This is a genomic window from Agrobacterium sp. (assembly GCF_032092815.1).
Classification (GTDB): Bacteria; Pseudomonadota; Alphaproteobacteria; order Rhizobiales; family Rhizobiaceae; genus Agrobacterium.
Window position 1 is genome coordinate 143,873 of sequence record NZ_DAMDBP010000001.1, and the last position, 17,731, is coordinate 161,603.

16 protein-coding genes and 1 pseudogene are annotated in these 17,731 nt (G+C 56.7%); 1 reads left to right on the forward strand and 16 read right to left on the reverse strand.

Annotated elements, in window-relative coordinates; all coding sequences use genetic code 11:
- Positions 1-45 precede the first annotated feature (45 nt).
- The 8 genes from RT613_RS00640 to RT613_RS00675 form a co-directional block, all read right to left on the reverse strand.
- Entirely contained in the window at positions 46-948 is a 903-nt protein-coding gene (locus tag RT613_RS00640; RefSeq protein ID WP_313612148.1) for a LysR family transcriptional regulator, read from the reverse strand.
- Positions 949-1,167: 219 nt separating this feature from the next.
- A complete protein-coding gene (locus RT613_RS00645; RefSeq protein ID WP_313612149.1) occupies positions 1,168-1,917 on the reverse strand; it encodes an ABC transporter ATP-binding protein in 750 nt (249 codons plus the stop codon).
- On the reverse strand, positions 1,914-2,747 hold the full coding sequence (locus RT613_RS00650) for an ABC transporter ATP-binding protein (protein ID WP_313612151.1): 834 nt from the start codon (positions 2,745-2,747) through the stop codon (positions 1,914-1,916). The genes RT613_RS00645 and RT613_RS00650 overlap by 4 nt, the downstream gene beginning before the upstream one ends.
- Complete coding sequence (locus RT613_RS00655; protein WP_313612152.1) at positions 2,744-3,676, reverse strand: ABC transporter permease; 933 nt, start codon at positions 3,674-3,676, stop codon at positions 2,744-2,746. The genes RT613_RS00650 and RT613_RS00655 overlap by 4 nt, the downstream gene beginning before the upstream one ends.
- Positions 3,673-4,740, reverse strand: coding sequence for an ABC transporter permease (locus tag RT613_RS00660; RefSeq protein ID WP_313612153.1), 1,068 nt, complete (start codon positions 4,738-4,740; stop codon positions 3,673-3,675). Before RT613_RS00660 ends, RT613_RS00655 begins: the two co-directional genes overlap by 4 nt.
- Before the next feature lie 19 nt (positions 4,741-4,759).
- The gene (locus tag RT613_RS00665; RefSeq protein ID WP_313612154.1) at positions 4,760-6,400 is read right to left on the reverse strand and encodes an ABC transporter substrate-binding protein; all 1,641 of its coding nucleotides are present in this window, start codon (positions 6,398-6,400) and stop codon (positions 4,760-4,762) included.
- Between the two features lie 32 nt (positions 6,401-6,432).
- Positions 6,433-7,494, reverse strand: coding sequence for a dipeptidase (locus RT613_RS00670; RefSeq protein WP_313612155.1), 1,062 nt, complete (start codon positions 7,492-7,494; stop codon positions 6,433-6,435).
- A 211-nt stretch (positions 7,495-7,705) separates the two neighbouring features.
- Positions 7,706-8,380 (reverse strand): phosphoribosyltransferase, encoded by a 675-nt coding sequence (locus RT613_RS00675; protein WP_313612156.1) that lies wholly within the window; start codon positions 8,378-8,380, stop codon positions 7,706-7,708.
- Between the two features lie 241 nt (positions 8,381-8,621).
- On the opposite strand from RT613_RS00675, the gene RT613_RS00680 reads away from it, so the two are divergent.
- Positions 8,622-9,794 (forward strand): M20 aminoacylase family protein, encoded by a 1,173-nt coding sequence (locus tag RT613_RS00680; RefSeq protein WP_313612157.1) that lies wholly within the window; start codon positions 8,622-8,624, stop codon positions 9,792-9,794.
- Positions 9,795-9,856: 62 nt separating this feature from the next.
- On the opposite strand, the gene RT613_RS00685 is transcribed toward RT613_RS00680, so the two are convergent.
- The 8 genes and pseudogenes from RT613_RS00685 to RT613_RS00720 all read right to left on the reverse strand — a co-directional run.
- Complete coding sequence (locus tag RT613_RS00685; protein ID WP_313612256.1) at positions 9,857-11,647, reverse strand: adenine deaminase; 1,791 nt, start codon at positions 11,645-11,647, stop codon at positions 9,857-9,859.
- Entirely contained in the window at positions 11,647-12,576 is a 930-nt protein-coding gene (locus RT613_RS00690) for a nucleoside hydrolase (RefSeq protein ID WP_313612159.1), read from the reverse strand. Before RT613_RS00690 ends, RT613_RS00685 begins: the two co-directional genes overlap by 1 nt.
- Before the next feature lies 1 nt (position 12,577).
- Positions 12,578-13,600 (reverse strand): ABC transporter ATP-binding protein, encoded by a 1,023-nt coding sequence (locus RT613_RS00695; RefSeq protein ID WP_313612160.1) that lies wholly within the window; start codon positions 13,598-13,600, stop codon positions 12,578-12,580.
- Positions 13,593-14,372 carry an ABC transporter permease gene (locus tag RT613_RS00700; protein WP_313612162.1) on the reverse strand — a complete coding sequence of 260 codons (780 nt, stop codon included), beginning with the start codon at positions 14,370-14,372 and terminating at the stop codon, positions 13,593-13,595. Before RT613_RS00700 ends, RT613_RS00695 begins: the two co-directional genes overlap by 8 nt.
- On the reverse strand, positions 14,369-15,196 hold the full coding sequence (locus tag RT613_RS00705; protein WP_313612163.1) for an ABC transporter permease: 828 nt from the start codon (positions 15,194-15,196) through the stop codon (positions 14,369-14,371). The genes RT613_RS00700 and RT613_RS00705 overlap by 4 nt, the downstream gene beginning before the upstream one ends.
- Positions 15,197-15,315: 119 nt before the next feature.
- The gene (locus RT613_RS00710) at positions 15,316-16,338 is read right to left on the reverse strand and encodes an ABC transporter substrate-binding protein (RefSeq protein WP_313612164.1); all 1,023 of its coding nucleotides are present in this window, start codon (positions 16,336-16,338) and stop codon (positions 15,316-15,318) included.
- Positions 16,335-17,402: a LacI family DNA-binding transcriptional regulator gene (locus RT613_RS00715; RefSeq protein ID WP_313612165.1), complete on the reverse strand. Its 1,068-nt coding sequence runs from the start codon at positions 17,400-17,402 to the stop codon at positions 16,335-16,337. The genes RT613_RS00710 and RT613_RS00715 overlap by 4 nt, the downstream gene beginning before the upstream one ends.
- A gap of 119 nt (positions 17,403-17,521) precedes the next feature.
- A pseudogene (locus tag RT613_RS00720) lies at positions 17,522-17,731 on the reverse strand (hypothetical protein); the annotation flags it as partial.

The window sequence follows — 17,731 nt, forward strand, 5'->3', positions numbered from 1 at the left end:
CGTTGCCGAAATCGCTACACGAAGTCAGGGGTAAAAATCAACTGCTCATTCTGACCCGGATGGGTCCATGAAACGTTCGATGAAGTCAGCAAGCGCAGAAGCGGCGAAGGACAGCTCGCGGTCCGGCGCCACACAAAGCTCCATATTGGTGCGCACACCCTTGCAATCGGTCAGGGGCAAAGCAACCATCTTCCCGGCCTTGATTTCCCGTTTCACGGCCATGGCAGGCAGAACGGTGACGGCGGTTTCATCCAGCACCAGCTCTTTCAACAACTCCAGCGAGCTTGCGGTAAACATAGGCTCACATGAAATTCCGGCTTCGGCAAACAACGCATCAAAGGCCTGTCGCGCTGCGAAGGTTTTTTCCGGAAGTGCCAAAGGCAGACTTACCAGTTCAGCCAGCGACACGCCGGTTTTTGCCGCAAAGGCATGGCTGGCGGGCAAGATGACATCGTAACCGATCTCACTACGCGCCCTGATCTTCACCTCCGACGTCTTTGGCGCAAACAGCGTAATGGCAATATCGGCCTGCGCCGAGACAAGTGCGTCGATGGCCTGGCGCGCACTGGTAATATGCACTTCGAAGCGTAATTTGGGGTAGGTTTTGCTGAACTGCGACAACACTGGCGCAAGCAGGCTTGCAACAACGGCGCCATTGGCAAAAACCGTGACCTGACCGCGCTCCAACCCTTTCAAGTCATCAATGAGCTGATGGACATGGCCCAGTTCGCGCAGGGTCTTGCCGGCCCGCGCCGCGAGAAATTCACCGGCGGCCGTCAGGGTCACACCCCGGCTGGATCGCTCGACCAGCTGCGTGCCGAAATACTCCTCAAGATTTTCAATCTGGCGGCTGATGGCGGTTGGCGCAACATTGAGATTCTCCGCTGCCGCACGCATCGAGTTGGTGCGCACCAGTTCGTCAAAATACAACAATGCACGCAGGTTCATCCGGCAGACATCCTTTTAAGAGCAATTCCAGCAAAAGTGGAAACCGGTTTTACGTCCGGAATTGCGTAAAAACATAGAGATAGAGCGTTTCAAATAGCTCAGCCTTCGTCGGAAACGCTCTAGGACTTTGGAAGCATATTGGAGATAGCAGCCACCGGAAATACCTCATTGCTGCACTGTGCACAGCAATGAGGTGTGTGTGGCAACGTCGCCGCGAAGTTAATCGCGACGAAAACCTTCACTGGCCACAAGCAGCTTGTGGGTATAATCCGCAGAAAATTCACGGGTTTCCAGGGCCTTGGCCGCCAGCATCTCCACCACCTGACCGCTTTTCATCACGGCCAATCGCTCGCACATGTGGCTGATGACACCGAGATCGTGGCTAACCATGACAAAGGTCAGATTGCGTTTCTTGCGTGCCATTTCCAACAGGTTGAGAATTTCCGCCTGAATGGAAGCATCGAGCGCCGATGTCGGCTCATCGAGCAGCAGGATTTTAGGCTCGACGATCAGCGCACGGGCAATGGCAATACGTTGACGCTGGCCACCTGAAAGCTGATGCGAATAACGGAAGCGGAAACCGGCCCCGAGACCAACCTCATCCAGCGCACGCGAAATACGCTGTTCACGATTATCCATGCCGTGAATGACAAGCGGCTCTAACAGCAAGGCATCCACCGTCTGACGTGGGTGCAAGGAACCATAGGGGTCCTGAAACACCATCTGCACCTCGCGGTAAAAGCTCTTGTCGCGCTTCTTGCCTTTATAGGAGCGACCGGCAACCGAAAGGCTGCCTTCTTCAAACGAGGCAAGACCGGCAATGGCGCGCAACAGGGTGGATTTACCAGACCCGGATTCACCCACAATACCGAAGGATTCGCCCTTGGCGACATCAACACTTACATGGTCAAGCGCTACGAAATCATCATAGGCAACGACCATGTCTCGAACAGAAAGGACAGGTGTCATAGCGCCCACTCCGGTTTGCGTTCCAGAACTGGCAGCGGATGACGATCGTCACCGATCTGCGGAAGGCATTTCAAAAGGCCTTGCGTATAGGGATGTTTTGCCGAGGCGAGATCTGCGGACGGCAATTCTTCCACCACCCGTCCGGCATACATCACGATGACCCTGTCACAGAAAGACGACACCAGCCGCAAGTCATGCGAGACAAAAATCAACCCCATGCCGCGTTCCTTGACGAGCTTGTCGAGAATGCCAAGCACCTCCAGCTGCACCGTCACATCAAGAGCGGAGGTCGGCTCGTCCGCAATCAGCAGTTCCGGCCCGCAAACCAGCATCATGGCGATCATGACGCGCTGGCCCATGCCACCGGACACTTCATGCGGATAGAGATTGAACACACGCTCCGGATCACGGATCTGGACCGCGTCCAGCATGTCGAGCGCCCGTTTGCGTGCTTCGGCAGAACCGATCCGCTCATGAGTTTTCAACGTCTCGACAACCTGGCGACCAATCGTCATCACCGGATTGAGCGAATATTTCGGGTCCTGCAGGATCATCGCAACACGTTTGCCCCGCAGCGCCCGCCGCCTCCCGGCAGACATGTGAAGCAAATCCTCGCCCGCAAATTCGAGACGGTCCGCCTCAATTTTCGCGTGTCCCGGTGTCAGGCCCATGATGGCCCTGCCCGTCTGCGATTTGCCGGAACCGGATTCACCCACGATGCCCAGACGTTCCTTGCCGAGTGTAAACGACACGCCGCGCACGGCCTGCACTTCACCCGTTCGGGTCGGAAAGGTCACGCGCAGGTTTTCAACCGTCAGAAGCGGCGTCATTGTCCAGCCTCCTTCGGGTCGAGCGCATCACGCAAACCATCACCCAGCAGATTGAAACCTAGGCTGACGACAAGAATGGCGATGCCCGGCATGGCGGCCACCCACCACTGGTCAAGAATGAAACGACGCCCGGACGCAATCATCGCACCCCATTCCGGCAGCGGCGGCTGTGCGCCGAGGCCCAGGAAGCCAAGGCCTGCAGCGGTCAGGATGATGCCGGCCATATCAAGCGTCACACGCACAATTAACGACGACATGCAAAGCGGCATGACGTGTTTCAACACGATGCGCAGCGGTGAAGCCCCCATCAACTGCACGGCGGCAATGAAGTCCGAATTTCGGAAGGTCATGGTCTCTGCACGGGCGATACGCGCGTAAGGAGGCCATGAGGTCAGCGCAATCGCTAGAACCGCATTTTCAATTCCCGGTCCGAGAGCCGCAACCAGCGCAAGCGCCAGAACCAGCTTTGGAAATGCCAGAAAGATATCGGTAATGCGCATCAGGACTGCATCGACCCAGCCACCGGCATAACCGGAAACCGTCCCGATGATCAGGCCGACGGGCGCTGCAATGATTGCCACAAGACCGACAACGAACAGTGTCAATCGCGAACCGTGGATAAGACGCGAAAGAATGTCTCGTCCCTGGTCGTCGGTTCCCAGCCAGTATCCGGCAGTACCGGGCGGCAACAGGCGCGCATTGCGCAAGTCGCCTTGAACCGGCGAATGCGGTGCCAGCACATCGGCGAAGATTGCGACCAGGACAAGGGCCAGAATAATGCCGAGACCGGCAAGCGCCAGCCGGTTCTCAGAAAACCGACGCCAAATGATGTAGGCACGACCAAGCCTTGCCTGCTTGCGCGAGGTTGGACGGTCCGACAGCAGCCATTCACGGCTATAGGGTTTAAGTGATGTAGTCAGTGTGTTCATCGGCTGCGCGTCCTCGGATCGAGTGTGCGGTACAGCAGGTCGGACAACAGGTTGATGCCGACAAAGACGGCACCCACAACGATGGTGCCACCCAGCACGGCATTCATGTCCGCATTCTGAAGCGAATTGGTAATATACAGCCCAAGGCCGGGCCATGCGAAGATCGTTTCCGTCAGAACCGAGCCTTCCAGCAACCCGGCATAGGAGAGTGCAATCACCGTCATCAGCGGCACGGCGGCGTTGCGCAGTGCATGGAACCAGATGATGCGGGCCTCGGAAAGCCCCTTGGCGCGGGCTGCCACGACATATTCCTGTGCCAGTTCATTCAGCATGAAGCTGCGCGTCATGCGGCTGATATAGGCCAGCGAGAAATAGCCAAGCAGACCGGACGGCAGAATGATGTGGCGGAACAGGTCCCACAACACATCCCATTGCCCCTGCCATGCGGCATCGAACAAATAGAAACCGGTAATGGGCGTAAACGTAAATTCGTAAACGATATCAATACGTCCGGGATAAGCCACCCAGTTCAGCTGCGCATAGAACACCAGAAGCGCCAAAAGCCCGAGCCAGAAGATCGGCACCGAATAACCGACAAGTCCGATGATGCGAACGATCTGGTCGATAAAGCTACCACGTTTGACAGCCGCCAATACACCAAGCGGAATACCAAACACCGCACCGATCAGCGTGCCAATCGTGGCAAGCTCCATGGTGGCGGGGAAAACGCGCTTGATGTCCTGCATGACAGGGTTGGTCGTCAGAACGGAAATGCCGAAATCACCCGACAGTGCCTGCCTGATGTAGATGAAAAACTGTTGCCACAAAGGCAGGTTGAGACCGAGTTGCTCACGCACCCGTTCCACAACATGCGCTGGCGCGCGGTCCCCCACGATGGCCAGAGCCGGATCGATAGGCACAACACGACCGATAAAAAAGGTTACGGCCAACAGACCCAAGAAGGTCGTGATGACGGTAACGGCGAAGCCGAGAACGGCCTTAAGGCGTGCGTTGGCGCGGCTTTTGCCGCGCCTCGCCTTTGGTTTTGTATCCACGATGCTCAAGAGCGTGATCCCTTACGGATCAATCCTTGGAGATCGGGAAGACGAAGTTGGTGTCGAAGCTTGGACCAAGCTTGAAACCCTTCAGTTTTGCGGAGTAACCGGCAACTTCCGTCTGCTGGAAGATCACGACAAACGGGCCGGTCTCGAGAACCTTCTTCTGAAGGTCTTCGTAAATGGCAGCACGCTTGGCATTGTCGGTTTCCAGAAGCGCAGACTGTGTTTCCTTCGTCAGTTCAGGCACATCCCAGGCATTACGCCAGGCAAGCGTCTTGTTCTTGCCTTCGTCGGAGTTGTCATAGTTGATGGTGAAGGTTTCAGCATTGGAATTCGGGTCGAAATAGTCAGAGCCCCACTGGCCGATATAGATGTCGTGCGTGCGGGCGCGGTACTTGGTCAGGGTCTGCTTGCCGTCACCTGGAATGATTTCCAGCTTGATGCCAGCCTGCGCCAATGTCTGCTGTACGCTTTCGGCAATGCCGGTTACCGGCTGCGTGTTGCGAACATCCATGGTCACAGTGAAGCCATCAGCAAGACCGGCCTTTGCCAGCAGTTCCTTGGCCTTGGCAACGTCCAGCTTGTATGGGTTATCGTCAAGCGCACCCAACTGGCCCTTAGGCAGGAATGTCTGGTGGATTTCGCCGATGCCCTTGATCAGGGTTTCGCCAATCGCATCATAGTCAACGAGGTATTTGAAGGCCTCGACAACTTCAGGCTTCTTCAGGTTCTCGTTTTTCTGGTTGAGGCTGAAGTAGTAGACCGTGCCCTTCGGTGCAGACGTGACGGCGAGGCCTTCCTTCTTGGAAACGGCTTCCATGTCGCCTGGCTCAAGGTTACGGGCAACATCAATGTCACCATTTTCCAGCGCGAGACGCTGACCCGAGCTTTCCTTCATGTGGCGGTACACGACACGCTTCAGCTTGGGTGCCTCACCATAATAATTCGGGTTGGCTTCAAGGATAACCGCTTCATTGGCCTTCCAGCCGAGGATCTTGTACGGGCCAGAGCCGGCATAACCGGTCTTCAGGAACTCGTTGCCGAAATCGGTTTCATATTTGTAATCGTCGGTCGGGGTAACGGCCTTTGCCTTTTCCTCGATCAGCTTCTTGTCGACGACTGACGCAACCGTTGATGTCAGCACGTTGAGAACGAAGCTCGGCGCGTAGGCCTTGTCGACGGTCAGCACAAAAGTTGCGTCGTCAGCAGCCTTTGCCTTTTCAGTGACGTTGTCGCCCGTCAGGCCGAACTGCGTTAGCAGGAACGCCGGGGACTTGTCGAGCTTGACTGCGCGCTCAAAGGAGAAAGCTACGTCAGCAGCGGTGATCGGGTTGCCGGAAGCAAACTTCAGGCCGCTCTTCAGCTTGAACGTGTAGGTCAGGCCATCATCCGAGGTCGTCCAGCTTTCCGCGAGATCGCCAATCACCTTGGAAGTGTCATCAATATTGATCGTCACCAGCTTGCTGTAGGTGTTACCGGTTACTTCAGCAGCCGACAGTTCGAACGCCTCACCCGGATCGAGCGTGATGATGTCGTCGATTGCGAAACCTTCCACCAGCGTGTCTGCCGGTGTTGCAGCAAACGCCTGCGGTGCAAACGCAACCGACAGGGCGAGCACAGCACTGGTGCTGAGGATACGCATGTTTTTATTGAACGACTTAATCATAGTTTTCCCCTATTCTGTGAGTGCGACTGCACTCAACCTTTCACTGGCTCATGCCACGCCTGAGCCAGAACCCTCAGCCAGTTTTCCCGGCATATTTTAGCTATATCTTCTTCACCGTATCCCGCGTTTTGAAGCGCGGCAACCAGAATATGATTGCCACTCGCATCGGAAATTTCTGCCGGAATAGTTGCACCGTCGAAATCCGAACCAAGCGCCACACAATCAATTCCCATGCGCTCCACCATGTAGTCGATATGGCGGATCATGTCGGAAATCGGTGTGTTTCCATCGTTGCGACCGTCGGCTCGCAGCATCGTTACAGCATAGTTCAAACCAGCCAGACCCTTGCTTTCCTTGATTGCATCCATCTGCTTGTCGGTAAGGTTGCGGGCCACCGGCGTCAACGCATGCGCGTTCGAGTGACTGGCAATCAAAGGCTGGTCACTGGTCTTTGCCACATCCCAGAAGCCCTTTTCGGTGATGTGCGAAAGATCGATCAGAAGCCCCAAGCGGTTGCAGGCGCGAACCAGTTCAAAACCGGCATCGGTCAGACCCGGCCCTGTATCCGGCGACATGGGATAAGCAAAAGGCACACCGTGGCCAAAAATGTTGTGGCGGCTCCAAACCGGGCCGAGAGAGCGCAGGCCTGCGGCATAAAACACATCAAGCGCGTCGAGATCCGCCCCGATCGCCTCGCAGCCTTCCATGTGCATGACGGCGGCAAAGACGCCATCTGCCATCGCGTTGCGGATGTCAGCGGTAGACCGGCAGAGCCTCCAGGCACCTGCCCGGTCAAGTTTCAGGGCAATCGCTGCTTTTTCAAGCGCAATATCGAGAGATGGCGAACGTTCCAGCGGCGCAGCCAAAGGCGTCTCGTAATGGCCGTTTTCGTCAGGCTCTTTCAGAACCAGATCACCGGACGGAATATAGATGGCGCAAAGTCCGCCAACCACACCGCCGGCCTTGCAACGAGGCGCATCCATATGCCCCTCTTTGGTGCCTTTCATGAACTCTGCGACGGGATCAGCGCCGTTTTTGCTGTTGTGCCACAAGCGAAGCAAAACATCATTGTGACCATCAAAAATCGATTGCATTCAGGATTGTCCGATACGGTTTGGGCGGGCAGCCATTACAGCCGTTGGTTTGGCAGATGCCGGAATGTCACCGCGCGCACAGCCTTTAGCGGAAACAATCTCCCAAGGCTCGAATATCTGTCGTTGCCAAAACTAAGAACATATCCTCAAAGAGTGCAAGCCAGATTTTTCATCACGGCGTTTTTTTCACCACTTCCTCAGATGGGTACAGTTAAGCCACCCAGCCATCTTGCGTTTTGCCAAGAACAGGGGTCTGGAAAACACCGCAGACCTTGTCCTGCCAGGCTGCACCAGAGGTCAGTTTTTTCTCTTTCCAGCGCTCAGATTGCAGCATTGCTGCACCGATCACCACAGGCTCCAGCCCACGTGCCGCCAGCAACGACAATCCGGCGATGATCGATGTACCGCTGGAGATCACATCATCGATAAGCGCTATTCTTTTCCCCTCCATCAAGGGCAGCATACGCGGGTCGATATAGAGGCGTTTTTGCTGATCCGGTGTGGTGATGGAGGAAAGCGGCACCGACAATTCATCGAGGTACCAGAACTTGCGCGATGTGCCGAGCGGCACGTAGCGGCTATGTCCCAGTTTTCGGGCGACTTCGGCCGCCAGTGTCAAACCCAACGTCGGCAAGCCAACGATCACATCTGGGTCGTAAGCTCTGAGTTTCGCGGCAAGGTTTTCCGCGAGCGCATCCAGCACCGAAAAACTGGCCTGATTGACGATGAGCGAGGCAAGCGCATGCTGGCCATCGGCAAGCGGGCGAATAGGCAGGCGTATCTGGCGGCCATCCTCCAGGCTTGCAGGATAAAACCCGTTATGGGGACCGGAAACATCGAAGCTGCCGGGTGCGTGGATTTCCTGCCAGAACTCATATGGAAGCATATCATGTACCTTGCTCTGAGTGCTGGAAAAGGTCAGTCAATTCAGAGGTTGCTGTTCATTTCACTGATCTTCGCGCTTATAAAGCATCAGATCAAAAAGTGTACGCGGTTTTCAGATAATTCGCGCCGCAGAACCAATTCTGATTTGTTTCCAGCCGCCGCGGACTATAAGCTTGGCGGACATCTCTAAAGACAGGAACCGCCACCCGTTTCCGGTTCCATTGACCAGCAGGAATACCGCAATGCCCATGCAGGACAGAATATCAAAAGACGTGCCGTTTTTGACTGCACTGCGCAGGGATTTGCATGCCCATCCCGAGCTTGGTTTTGAAGAAGAACGCACCAGCGATATCGTTGCAAAACTGCTGGAAGAATCTGGCATTAAAATCCATCGCGGTCTGGGCAAAACAGGCGTCGTCGGCACGCTGCAGATTGGCAACGGCACCAGAACAATTGGCCTGCGTGCCGATATGGACGCGCTCGCCATGCCCGAGGTGGCAGAGCGGCCGTACAAGTCGACCGTGCCAGGAAAAATGCACGCCTGCGGCCATGACGGACACACCACCATGCTGCTCGGTGCTGCACGTTATCTCGCCGAAACCCGCAATTTTTCCGGCACGGTGCATTTCATTTTCCAGCCGGCCGAAGAAGGTCGTGGCGGTGCACGCAAAATGCTGGAAGACGGCTTCTTCGATCTGTTCCCATGCGATGCTGTCTACGGCCTGCACAACATGCCGGGTCTTGCAACCGATGAGATGGCTGTGGTCGAAGGCCCGCAACTCGCCTCGTCCGACAGTTGGCGCATCACCTTCAAAGGCGTTGGCACCCATGGCGCGAAACCGCATCTGGGCCGCGATCCGGTCACGGCAGCCGGGACCTTTTTGGCATCGCTGCAAAGCATTGTCGGCCGGGTGGTTGATCCGTTGCAGCCGGCTGTGGTCAGCGCCTGTTCCGTGCAGGCCGGCAATCCCAAAGCCCTGAATGTCATTCCCGATATCGTTGAGATCGGCGGCACGGCCCGCGCTTACACACCACGGGTCCGCGACCAGCTGGAAGAAGAAATCGGCCGCCTCGCCCATGGCACGGCCGCCATGTTCGGCATTGAAGCCTCCTATGAGTTCGAACGCCGCATTCCCCCTGTCGTGAATGATGCGGACGCAACCAAGCGGGCCCTGAAAGCCGCACAAACCGTGTTTGGATCAAAAACACAAACCAGCTTCCCGCCGTCAACAGCTGGCGATGATTTCTCGTTCTTCTCAGGCAAGGTGCCGGGCTGTTATGTCTGGCTGGGCAATGGTCCCGCCGTGGATGGCGCCCTACACCACAACACATCCTATGATTTCAGCGATGAAGCCATCGCCTCAGGCGTTGCCTTCTGGTCGACGCTGGTCGAGCAGGAATTGCTGGCCGAGTGAAAATCTGACGGCCAACGAACATCACCCCCGCCTTGAGCGTCGGGGGTGACAGGTCTGATAGGTCAGCCGAGAACGGCGAGAATTGGACTTGTCATGACCTTGCCGGTCACCACATCGGCGATGCCCATATCCGTCTGGTGCGGACCGACATTGCAAGCGAGCGTTGCGCCAAAACAGGCCTTGAACACCAGATAGGGCGGCTGCCATTCAACAACAGAACCAACCGCTTCACGCACCTGTTCAAAACCGGCCGCAACATCGGCCAATGGCGCGTCGGAGACGAGACCCGAAAGCGGCAATGGCAGAAGTGCCGTTACCTCGCCCTTCGACACGACAGCCATGCCGCCGCCCGCCTTGATGACCGCATTGGCGGCCAGCGCCATGTCGTCAACATTGCCGCCAAACACCGTTAGATTATGGCTGTCATGAGCAACGGTGGTGGCAAATGCGCCGTCCCATTCACCCCAGCTTGTCAGAAAGCCGGTGCGTGGTTTGGCGGTGGCCCTGCCGTGGCGATGAACGACGGAAATCATCGTTGTTCCCTTTGGCGGAATGACAAAACCATCCACAACCTCGGCTTCCGCCTCTCCCCACTGGGTAAAGCGCGGCCGGTCAATCGTTGCAAGGCGCACTTTGCTGCCCTCGGATTTCACCCGGAAATCATCGGCCGACAGCGGCTCGACATGAACGGAACCGAGTAACGGCTTTGTATCTGCTGCCGGCACCACAACCGACATCGCCCCATGCGCGGCAACAGGCGCACCGCTTGCGATCACATGACGCGCCTTGAAGCTTTCCAGGTTGTCGAAAACAACCAGATCAGCGCGTCGTCCGGCAGCAACGAGACCGAGATCAGAGCGGCCAAGCCGCATGGCGGCGTTCAAGGTCGCAGCCTTCAGCGCCCAGACGGCAGGCAGGCCATAACGGACCAGTCGACGAACGACATCATCCAGACCGCCACCGTTCAAAAGGTCATCGGGAAATACGTCGTCGGTGCACAGCGTTAGCGTTTGCGGCAAATGACCAAGCGTGTTCAACGCTTCGACAAATTCCGGCAGGAGGTGATCATGCGAACCGCGAAGCTCAATCGTCAAACCGGCACGCAGTTTCGACATCAGGTCATCAGCCGATGTCAGCTCATGATCGGAGGAAACGCCGGCGGTCATGAAAGCATTGAGGTCGGCACCGGCAAGACCGCGTGCATGACCGCAAATCAGTTTTTCGCTGGCAAGGCCTTCCTGCATGATGGCGCTCATGCGTGGATCACCATCGATCACACCGCGCATGTTCATCATTTCCGCAACGCCGCCGATTTCCGGCCAGAACAACAGTTCCGACAGAACACTGGCATCAAAGTCCGCACCGGCCTGTTCCAGTCCGGGGGCCGATGGCACGCAGGATGGTGCAAGTACGATGGTTCTGAGACCCAGGCCCTTTACCGCCTCGACGGCCCAACGGACACCGTCCACACCATGCACGTTTCCAAACTCATGCGGATCCCAGACAATGCTGGTCACACCACGGCTGAGAACCGCTTCAGCATAGACTGAAGGCGTCACCATCGAGCTTTCAATATGCATGTGGGTGTCGATCAGACCGGGCGCGATGAACGCACCTTTGGCATCGATGATCTTGCCCGCATCCGAGCGGCTGCCTGCTTCGTGTACGCTGGCAATCAGCGAACCGACGATACCGATATCGGCCGGGCGCAGTTCTTCCGTCACCATATCAACCAGTGTGCCACCGGTGATGAGAATATCAAACGGCTGGTCGCCACGAGCGGCCGCAACCGCACGGCTTCGCAGAGCCTCGACGTTCAAATCGTCAGGCTCGTGCTGCGGATAATCGGACATCATCGCGCGCCCTCCACCACGAGGGTTTTCAGGATGATGTCACGGGCCTCCGTCGCCTTGACGGCCGCGCCAAAGTACGCGTTAAAAACACCCCGTCCCGGGCGGGTTTCAAGCACGGTGCGGCCGCGAGTGACAGTGCCCTGCAGCTCGATATCCAGCCGAGCCTTTTGCCATGTGACAAGGTCGGGATAACAAAATGCCACCGCTGCGACCGGGTCATAAAGCGCCATGGAAGAGCGACCGCGGCTGGTTGCGATACGAATGAACCCGCCGAGGAAATCGGCAATCATCTCGGCGTTGCGACCACCGGCGTTGCGCACCGGATCGACATCCTCAGGGCTTGCCGTCACCTGACGGCAAAGGTCAAGATCCACCATATGCAATGGCAATCGGCTGGAAATGACAATCGACAGGGCTTCGGGGTCGGCGAAGGCATTGAACTCGGCAGAAGCCGTGTGATTGCCAGCGGTAGCGCCGCCACCCATCCAGGTCAGGTCGGTAATTCGCTCGGCCAGATCTGGTCGTGCCAGACAGAGAGCGGCAATGTTGGTGAGCGGACCGAGCGCAAGAATGCGCTTTTCGCCTTCACCATTTTCCAGCCAGTCGCACAATGCCGTAAAGGCCATGCCGCGTGGAATGGTCAGCGGAGCAACATCCGGCAGGGTCCGGCCAAGGGTTGGAATGCCCGTTTCACCGAGAATGCGCTCTGCAGTTTCCAACTGGCCAAGCACTGGCAGTTCACGGCCACTATGGATCGGAAAATCCCACCCAAACGCCGCAACTGCACCGGCCGCATTCTGGCAGGCCTGCTTCAGCGGCGCATTGCCGAACACCAGCGACACACCGTCGATTTCAAGACCTGACTGCATCACCACCAGAATGGCGGCAATGTCGTCAAAACCCATATCGGTATCAATCCAGACGCCCATATCAGACCTCTTTCAGGAGGGCCGCTTTTTCAATCGGCAGATCGAAATCAAGTTCATCGCCAATCGCATGGGTTGGCAATGCCGCATCCGTCTCAGCCTTGATTGGACCAAGCGGCGTGTCGAGAAGATATTCCCGTGTGTTGCCGGCAAAGGACGTGCCGCGCACAGTACCCCGGAAAGGACCGGAACCGAGGTTTACCATGCGCGGCCTCCAGGCCAGACCCGCAGCAGCGGGCACCGGGCCAGAAAGAGCCATTGGGCCATTGGGTGTCTTCAATTTTTCGCCGTCCAGCGAGAAGACATTTTCGAAACCGACGAAGTCCGCAACGAAAGACGAAACAGGAGCGTTATAAATCTCCTCCGGCGTGCCGATCTGCTCGATCGCACCGCCCTTCATCACGACGATGCGGTCTGCAAGCGCCAGCGCTTCGATCTGGTCGTGGGTCACGAAGATCATCGTTACGCCGGTTTCTTTCTGAACACGCTGAAGTTCGGTGCGCATTTCAAGACGCAGACGTGCATCGAGGTTCGACAGCGGCTCGTCCAGCAGAAGCACTTTCGGCTCCATCACCATGGAGCGGGCCAGCGCCACACGCTGCTGCTGACCACCGGACAATTCTGCCGGCTTGCGCGATGCAAAGTTGGAAAGGCCAACCGACTTCAGACCGGAATTGACCTTGTCGTCCAACGCCTTGCCACTCATGCCCTTGAGCTTGAGGCCGAAGGCAACATTCTCATACACTGTCAGGTGCGGGAAAAGCGCATAGGACTGGAACACCAGACCGACTGCACGCTTGTTGGCAGATACGCGGGTAATGTCGACGCCATCCAGATCAATCTGTCCACCGGCAATCGGCATGAGGCCGGCAACAGCGCGCATGGTCGTGGTCTTGCCGCAGCCAGACGGGCCAAGCAGCGCCAGCAATTCACCCTTGCGGATATCCAGGTTGAGATCCTTGACGGCAATCGAATTGCCGTAGGCCAGCGAGAGGTTCTGAAGGGAGAGATATTTTGCGTCAGACATAACGGGAGAACCCCAGGAAACGTTCGGCAAGGAAAACAATGCCGATGGAAAGGAAAGCCAAGAGCGAAGAAAGCGCGGCAACGGATGGGTCGAAAACGATTTCCATGTAGCCCAGCATATCAATGGGCAGGGTGCGAACGCCTGGACCGGACAGGAACAACGATACGGGCACCTGATTGAAGCTCGTTACGAAACCAAGAATGAAGGCAGACAGGATGCCACCACGGATGTTGGGCAGCACCACGCGGAAGAAAGCACCAAGCCGCGAGGAACCAAGCAGCACAGCTGCTTCTTCAATATCCGAACGCAGGTTGTTGAGGCTGGCAGACACCACCCGCACCGCATAGGGCAGAATGAGCGCCGTATGCGCAAGAAACAGTGCCAGCGTAATGCCAACGCCAAACGGCACGACAAAATAACGCAGCAAGGCAAGACCAACGATGATGCCCGGCACGATGATCGGCGCGGACACGATGGTTCTGACGGTCTCCGCAAAGGGCAGCTTGTAGCGCGACATGGCGTAAGCCGCCGGAATACCAAGCAGCAGCGCTGCAAATGTACCGCCTATCGCCAGAAACATCGACATGGCAAAACTGGCACGGAAACTTTCAACCGTGAAAACCTTGGCAATCCACTTCAGCGAAAAGCCCTGCGGCGGGAATGCCAGCGTATCGCCAGCGGAGAAGGATGCCGCGACAATGATCAGGAACGGTCCGATAAGGAAACCGAGCACCAAAAGCAGCGTGATGGGAATGAAAAGGCGTTGGGTCATTTCTTGTTCCTCGCCGTCGCAAGTCGCTTGAGCAGGATATTGGCAGCAAAGCTCATGATGATGAGAATGAAGGCGATGACGCTGGCAGAGACAAAATTGTTCGAAACCGTAACCTGCTGGTAGAGCAGCGTCTCAAGCATCAACACCTTGGAACCGCCAAGAATGGCGGGTGTGATATAGGCCGTCAACGAACCGGTGAAGACCAATGTTCCGCCAACCACCAGACCTTCCTTGGTCAATGGCAGAATGACTTTCCAGAACACCTGGAACCAGTTGGCACCCAGCACGCGGGCCGCAGCAATCGTATCCTTCGGCATGTTTTCAAGCGCACTGATCAGCGAAATGATCATCAACGGCAGGAAAAGCTGCAACAGGCCGATGAAAACAGCTGTTTCACTGAACAGGATACGGATTGGAGCATCGCTCAAACCCACGGACATCAGCGCCTGATTGACGATGCCGGTACGACCAAGAATGACGATCCACGCATAGGTACGTGCAACCGGCGAAATCATCAGCGGCAGGACAACCAGATTAATCGCATGCCCCTTGGAGCCCGGCGGCAGGCTGACAATAGCGAAGGCAGCCACGTAACCGATAACCGCAGACACCAGCGTCACGATAGCGCCCAGCTTCAGCGTGCGCAGAAACACAGTCTGGTTCAGCGGTTCGGAGAAAAAGTCGACATAGGCGCTCAGTGTCCACCCTTCCGAAGAGCGAAATCCCTCCGAGAGCAGCATGAACACGGGCACAAGAAAAACCGCTGCTGCAAAAATCGCTGCCGGCAGAGCAAGCGCCAGAGCTTCAGTCCGGTTCTGAAACATTCACATCATCCTTCAAACGGTGCATCACGCACCGCAAAGCGCAATGGAGCCCCGCAAGAGCGGAGTGCGGTCGGGTCACCCCGAGCCGCACTCCTACAGCCTTGGGAGGCTATTCTTACTTACTGGCCAACCTTGGCATTCCATTCGGAAAGCCATGCATCGCGGTTATCCAGAGCAACGTCGGACGGAATGAGCTGCAGGCTCTTTGCCGTTTCTTCGCCGTAGGTGATGTTGCTGGCAACATCGTCGGAAACCTTGACTTCCTTGTTGGTCGGGCTGTCGACCAGCTTTTCCGCCAAAGCCTTCTGCACGTCTGTAGACAGCCAGAAGTCCATGAACTGCAGCGCCAGGTCTTCGTTCTTGCCATCCTTTGGCAGGATGAGAACGTTCATGCCGCCCGTCTGGCCTTCCTTTGGCGTTGCCCATGCCAGCGGCAGGTCAAGCTTGGTGAACGGTGCCCAGGAGAAACGGCCGATCGGAGCGGCCCAGATTTCTTCCTGCTGCATCAGCTGCACGAGCTGCGAGGACTTCACGTAGAAGGTAACGATCTCGTCCTTCTTTTCGCCGAGCGCTTCGATTGCACCCTTCAGATCAGCGGTATCCTTGCCGATGGCCTTGCCCAGCATGTAGAGCGCTGGCGGACCCTGGTTGGTGGTGACGTTCGGGAATGCAACGTGGTCAACAACGTCATCCTTCAGGAGGTCAGCCCAGGAGTCGATCTTCATCTTGTCGGTGCGGTAAACGATCGAGGTGGCGTAGAAGTTGACGCCAACGCTCATGCCATCGCCGTTTGGATCCTTGGCAATGTCGTAGAGCTTCTCGATGTTTGGAACCTTGGCAGAATCGATTTTCTGGGTCAGGTCCTTGCGGGTGGCAGACAGCGCATCCGCCATCGAAACGATTGCCAGGTCAACGACAGGGTTGGCCTTGTTGGCTTCCATCTTGGCCAGACGCTCAACGCTGTTGCCGGTTTCAACGACCAGCTTGCAGCCACACTTTTCTTCAAAAGGCGTGTAGACCAGTTCCTTGAACTCGTCCTGCGCAAATGCGTAGACGGAGATCGTCAGCGTCTTGTCCTGCGCCTGTGCGGCACCCATGGTCAGCATCAGGGCGGTGCCTGACGCGAAAAGAATCTTTTTCATGATATGTGTTCTCCAGCTCTAGAGTTTTTGACGTTCATAAGATCATTGGTCACCGGGCCTGCCGAACCACGGATGACAAGTTCCATTGGCACCTTGGAAACATCTGAGGTCACATTTCCTGCCAGGAATTTTCCAACCACATCCTCGTTTTCGATGACGTTGACGAGTGCGGCCACGGCAATCTCTGCAATACGGTCCATGTCCATGCGCATGGTGGTCAAAGGCGGCGTAACAACCGGTGCCCAGATGAGGTCATCAAAACCGGCAACACTGACCTGCTCGGGTACATTGATGCCTTCGCGCTGCAATTCGGTCAGAACGCGCAGGGCGTGAAGATCGGACACTGCGGCAAAGGCCGTAAAACCATCCTCGACCTTTTTGGCGAGACCCAATCCGCAATCACCACCTGACGTCTGTTCCAGACGTTCGATCCATAGTGTTTCCGTAACACAGCCATTTGGCAAGGCAGAACGAAGGCCACCCAGTCGGTCATTCTGCACATTGGAGTCAGGGTTTTTGCCAACCAGCAATATCTTGCGGTGGCCAAGATTTGCCAGATATTGGCCAAGCATCGCCCCACCTGCCCAATGGTCGGCAGACACCGTATTGCCCGGCGTCGAAGGGCTGTCGATCACCGCCACTGGAAAATCGACATCAGCAATGCGAGTACCGCGCCGTGGAACAATCACCATGCCATCGACACCACGCTCGATAAGCCGGTTGATCGCTTCTGTCTGCTTGGAAATCTCGCCGCGGGAGTCGGCAATCAGCACGCCATAACCGGCATTGCCGGCAGCCTGCTCAATCGCCTGCGCAATCTGCGGGAAAAGAGGGTTGGCAATGTCGGGAAGAACAAGACCGAGAACACCGCTGCGACCGGTGCGAAGCGCCCGACCGGCAGAGCTTGGCACATAACCAAGCTCATCGGCCGTCCTGCGGATTTTCTCACTCAACTCGGCAGACACGCGCCCCTTGCCTGAAAGCGCGTTGGAAACCGTCGCAACCGACACACCCAATGCCGTTGCGATCGCGCTCAGATTCGTTCCGGGCCGCACAGTTGCCATACCAATCAATCGTAATGATTAAACGTTTAATCAGCATAAGCGAGATGTGTTTGCGAGTCGAGTCCCGCCGCCTCAAAAACAAGGGATAACGTGATAAAGCCCTCAAACGATGATCAAATTTATAAATTGACTTCTTGGCGGTAAACCTCGACCTGCCGCAGCAGCCATTCTCGAAACAGCTTTACCGGTCCGTGATTGGCCCGTGAAAGCGGCGCGACCGCATAATAGGAACTTGGGCTTCTGACCTGATGCGGGAAGGCCTGCACGATCTGCCCGCTCTTCCGGGGGGGGGGGGGGGGGGGGGGGGGGGGGGGGGGGGGGGGGGGGGG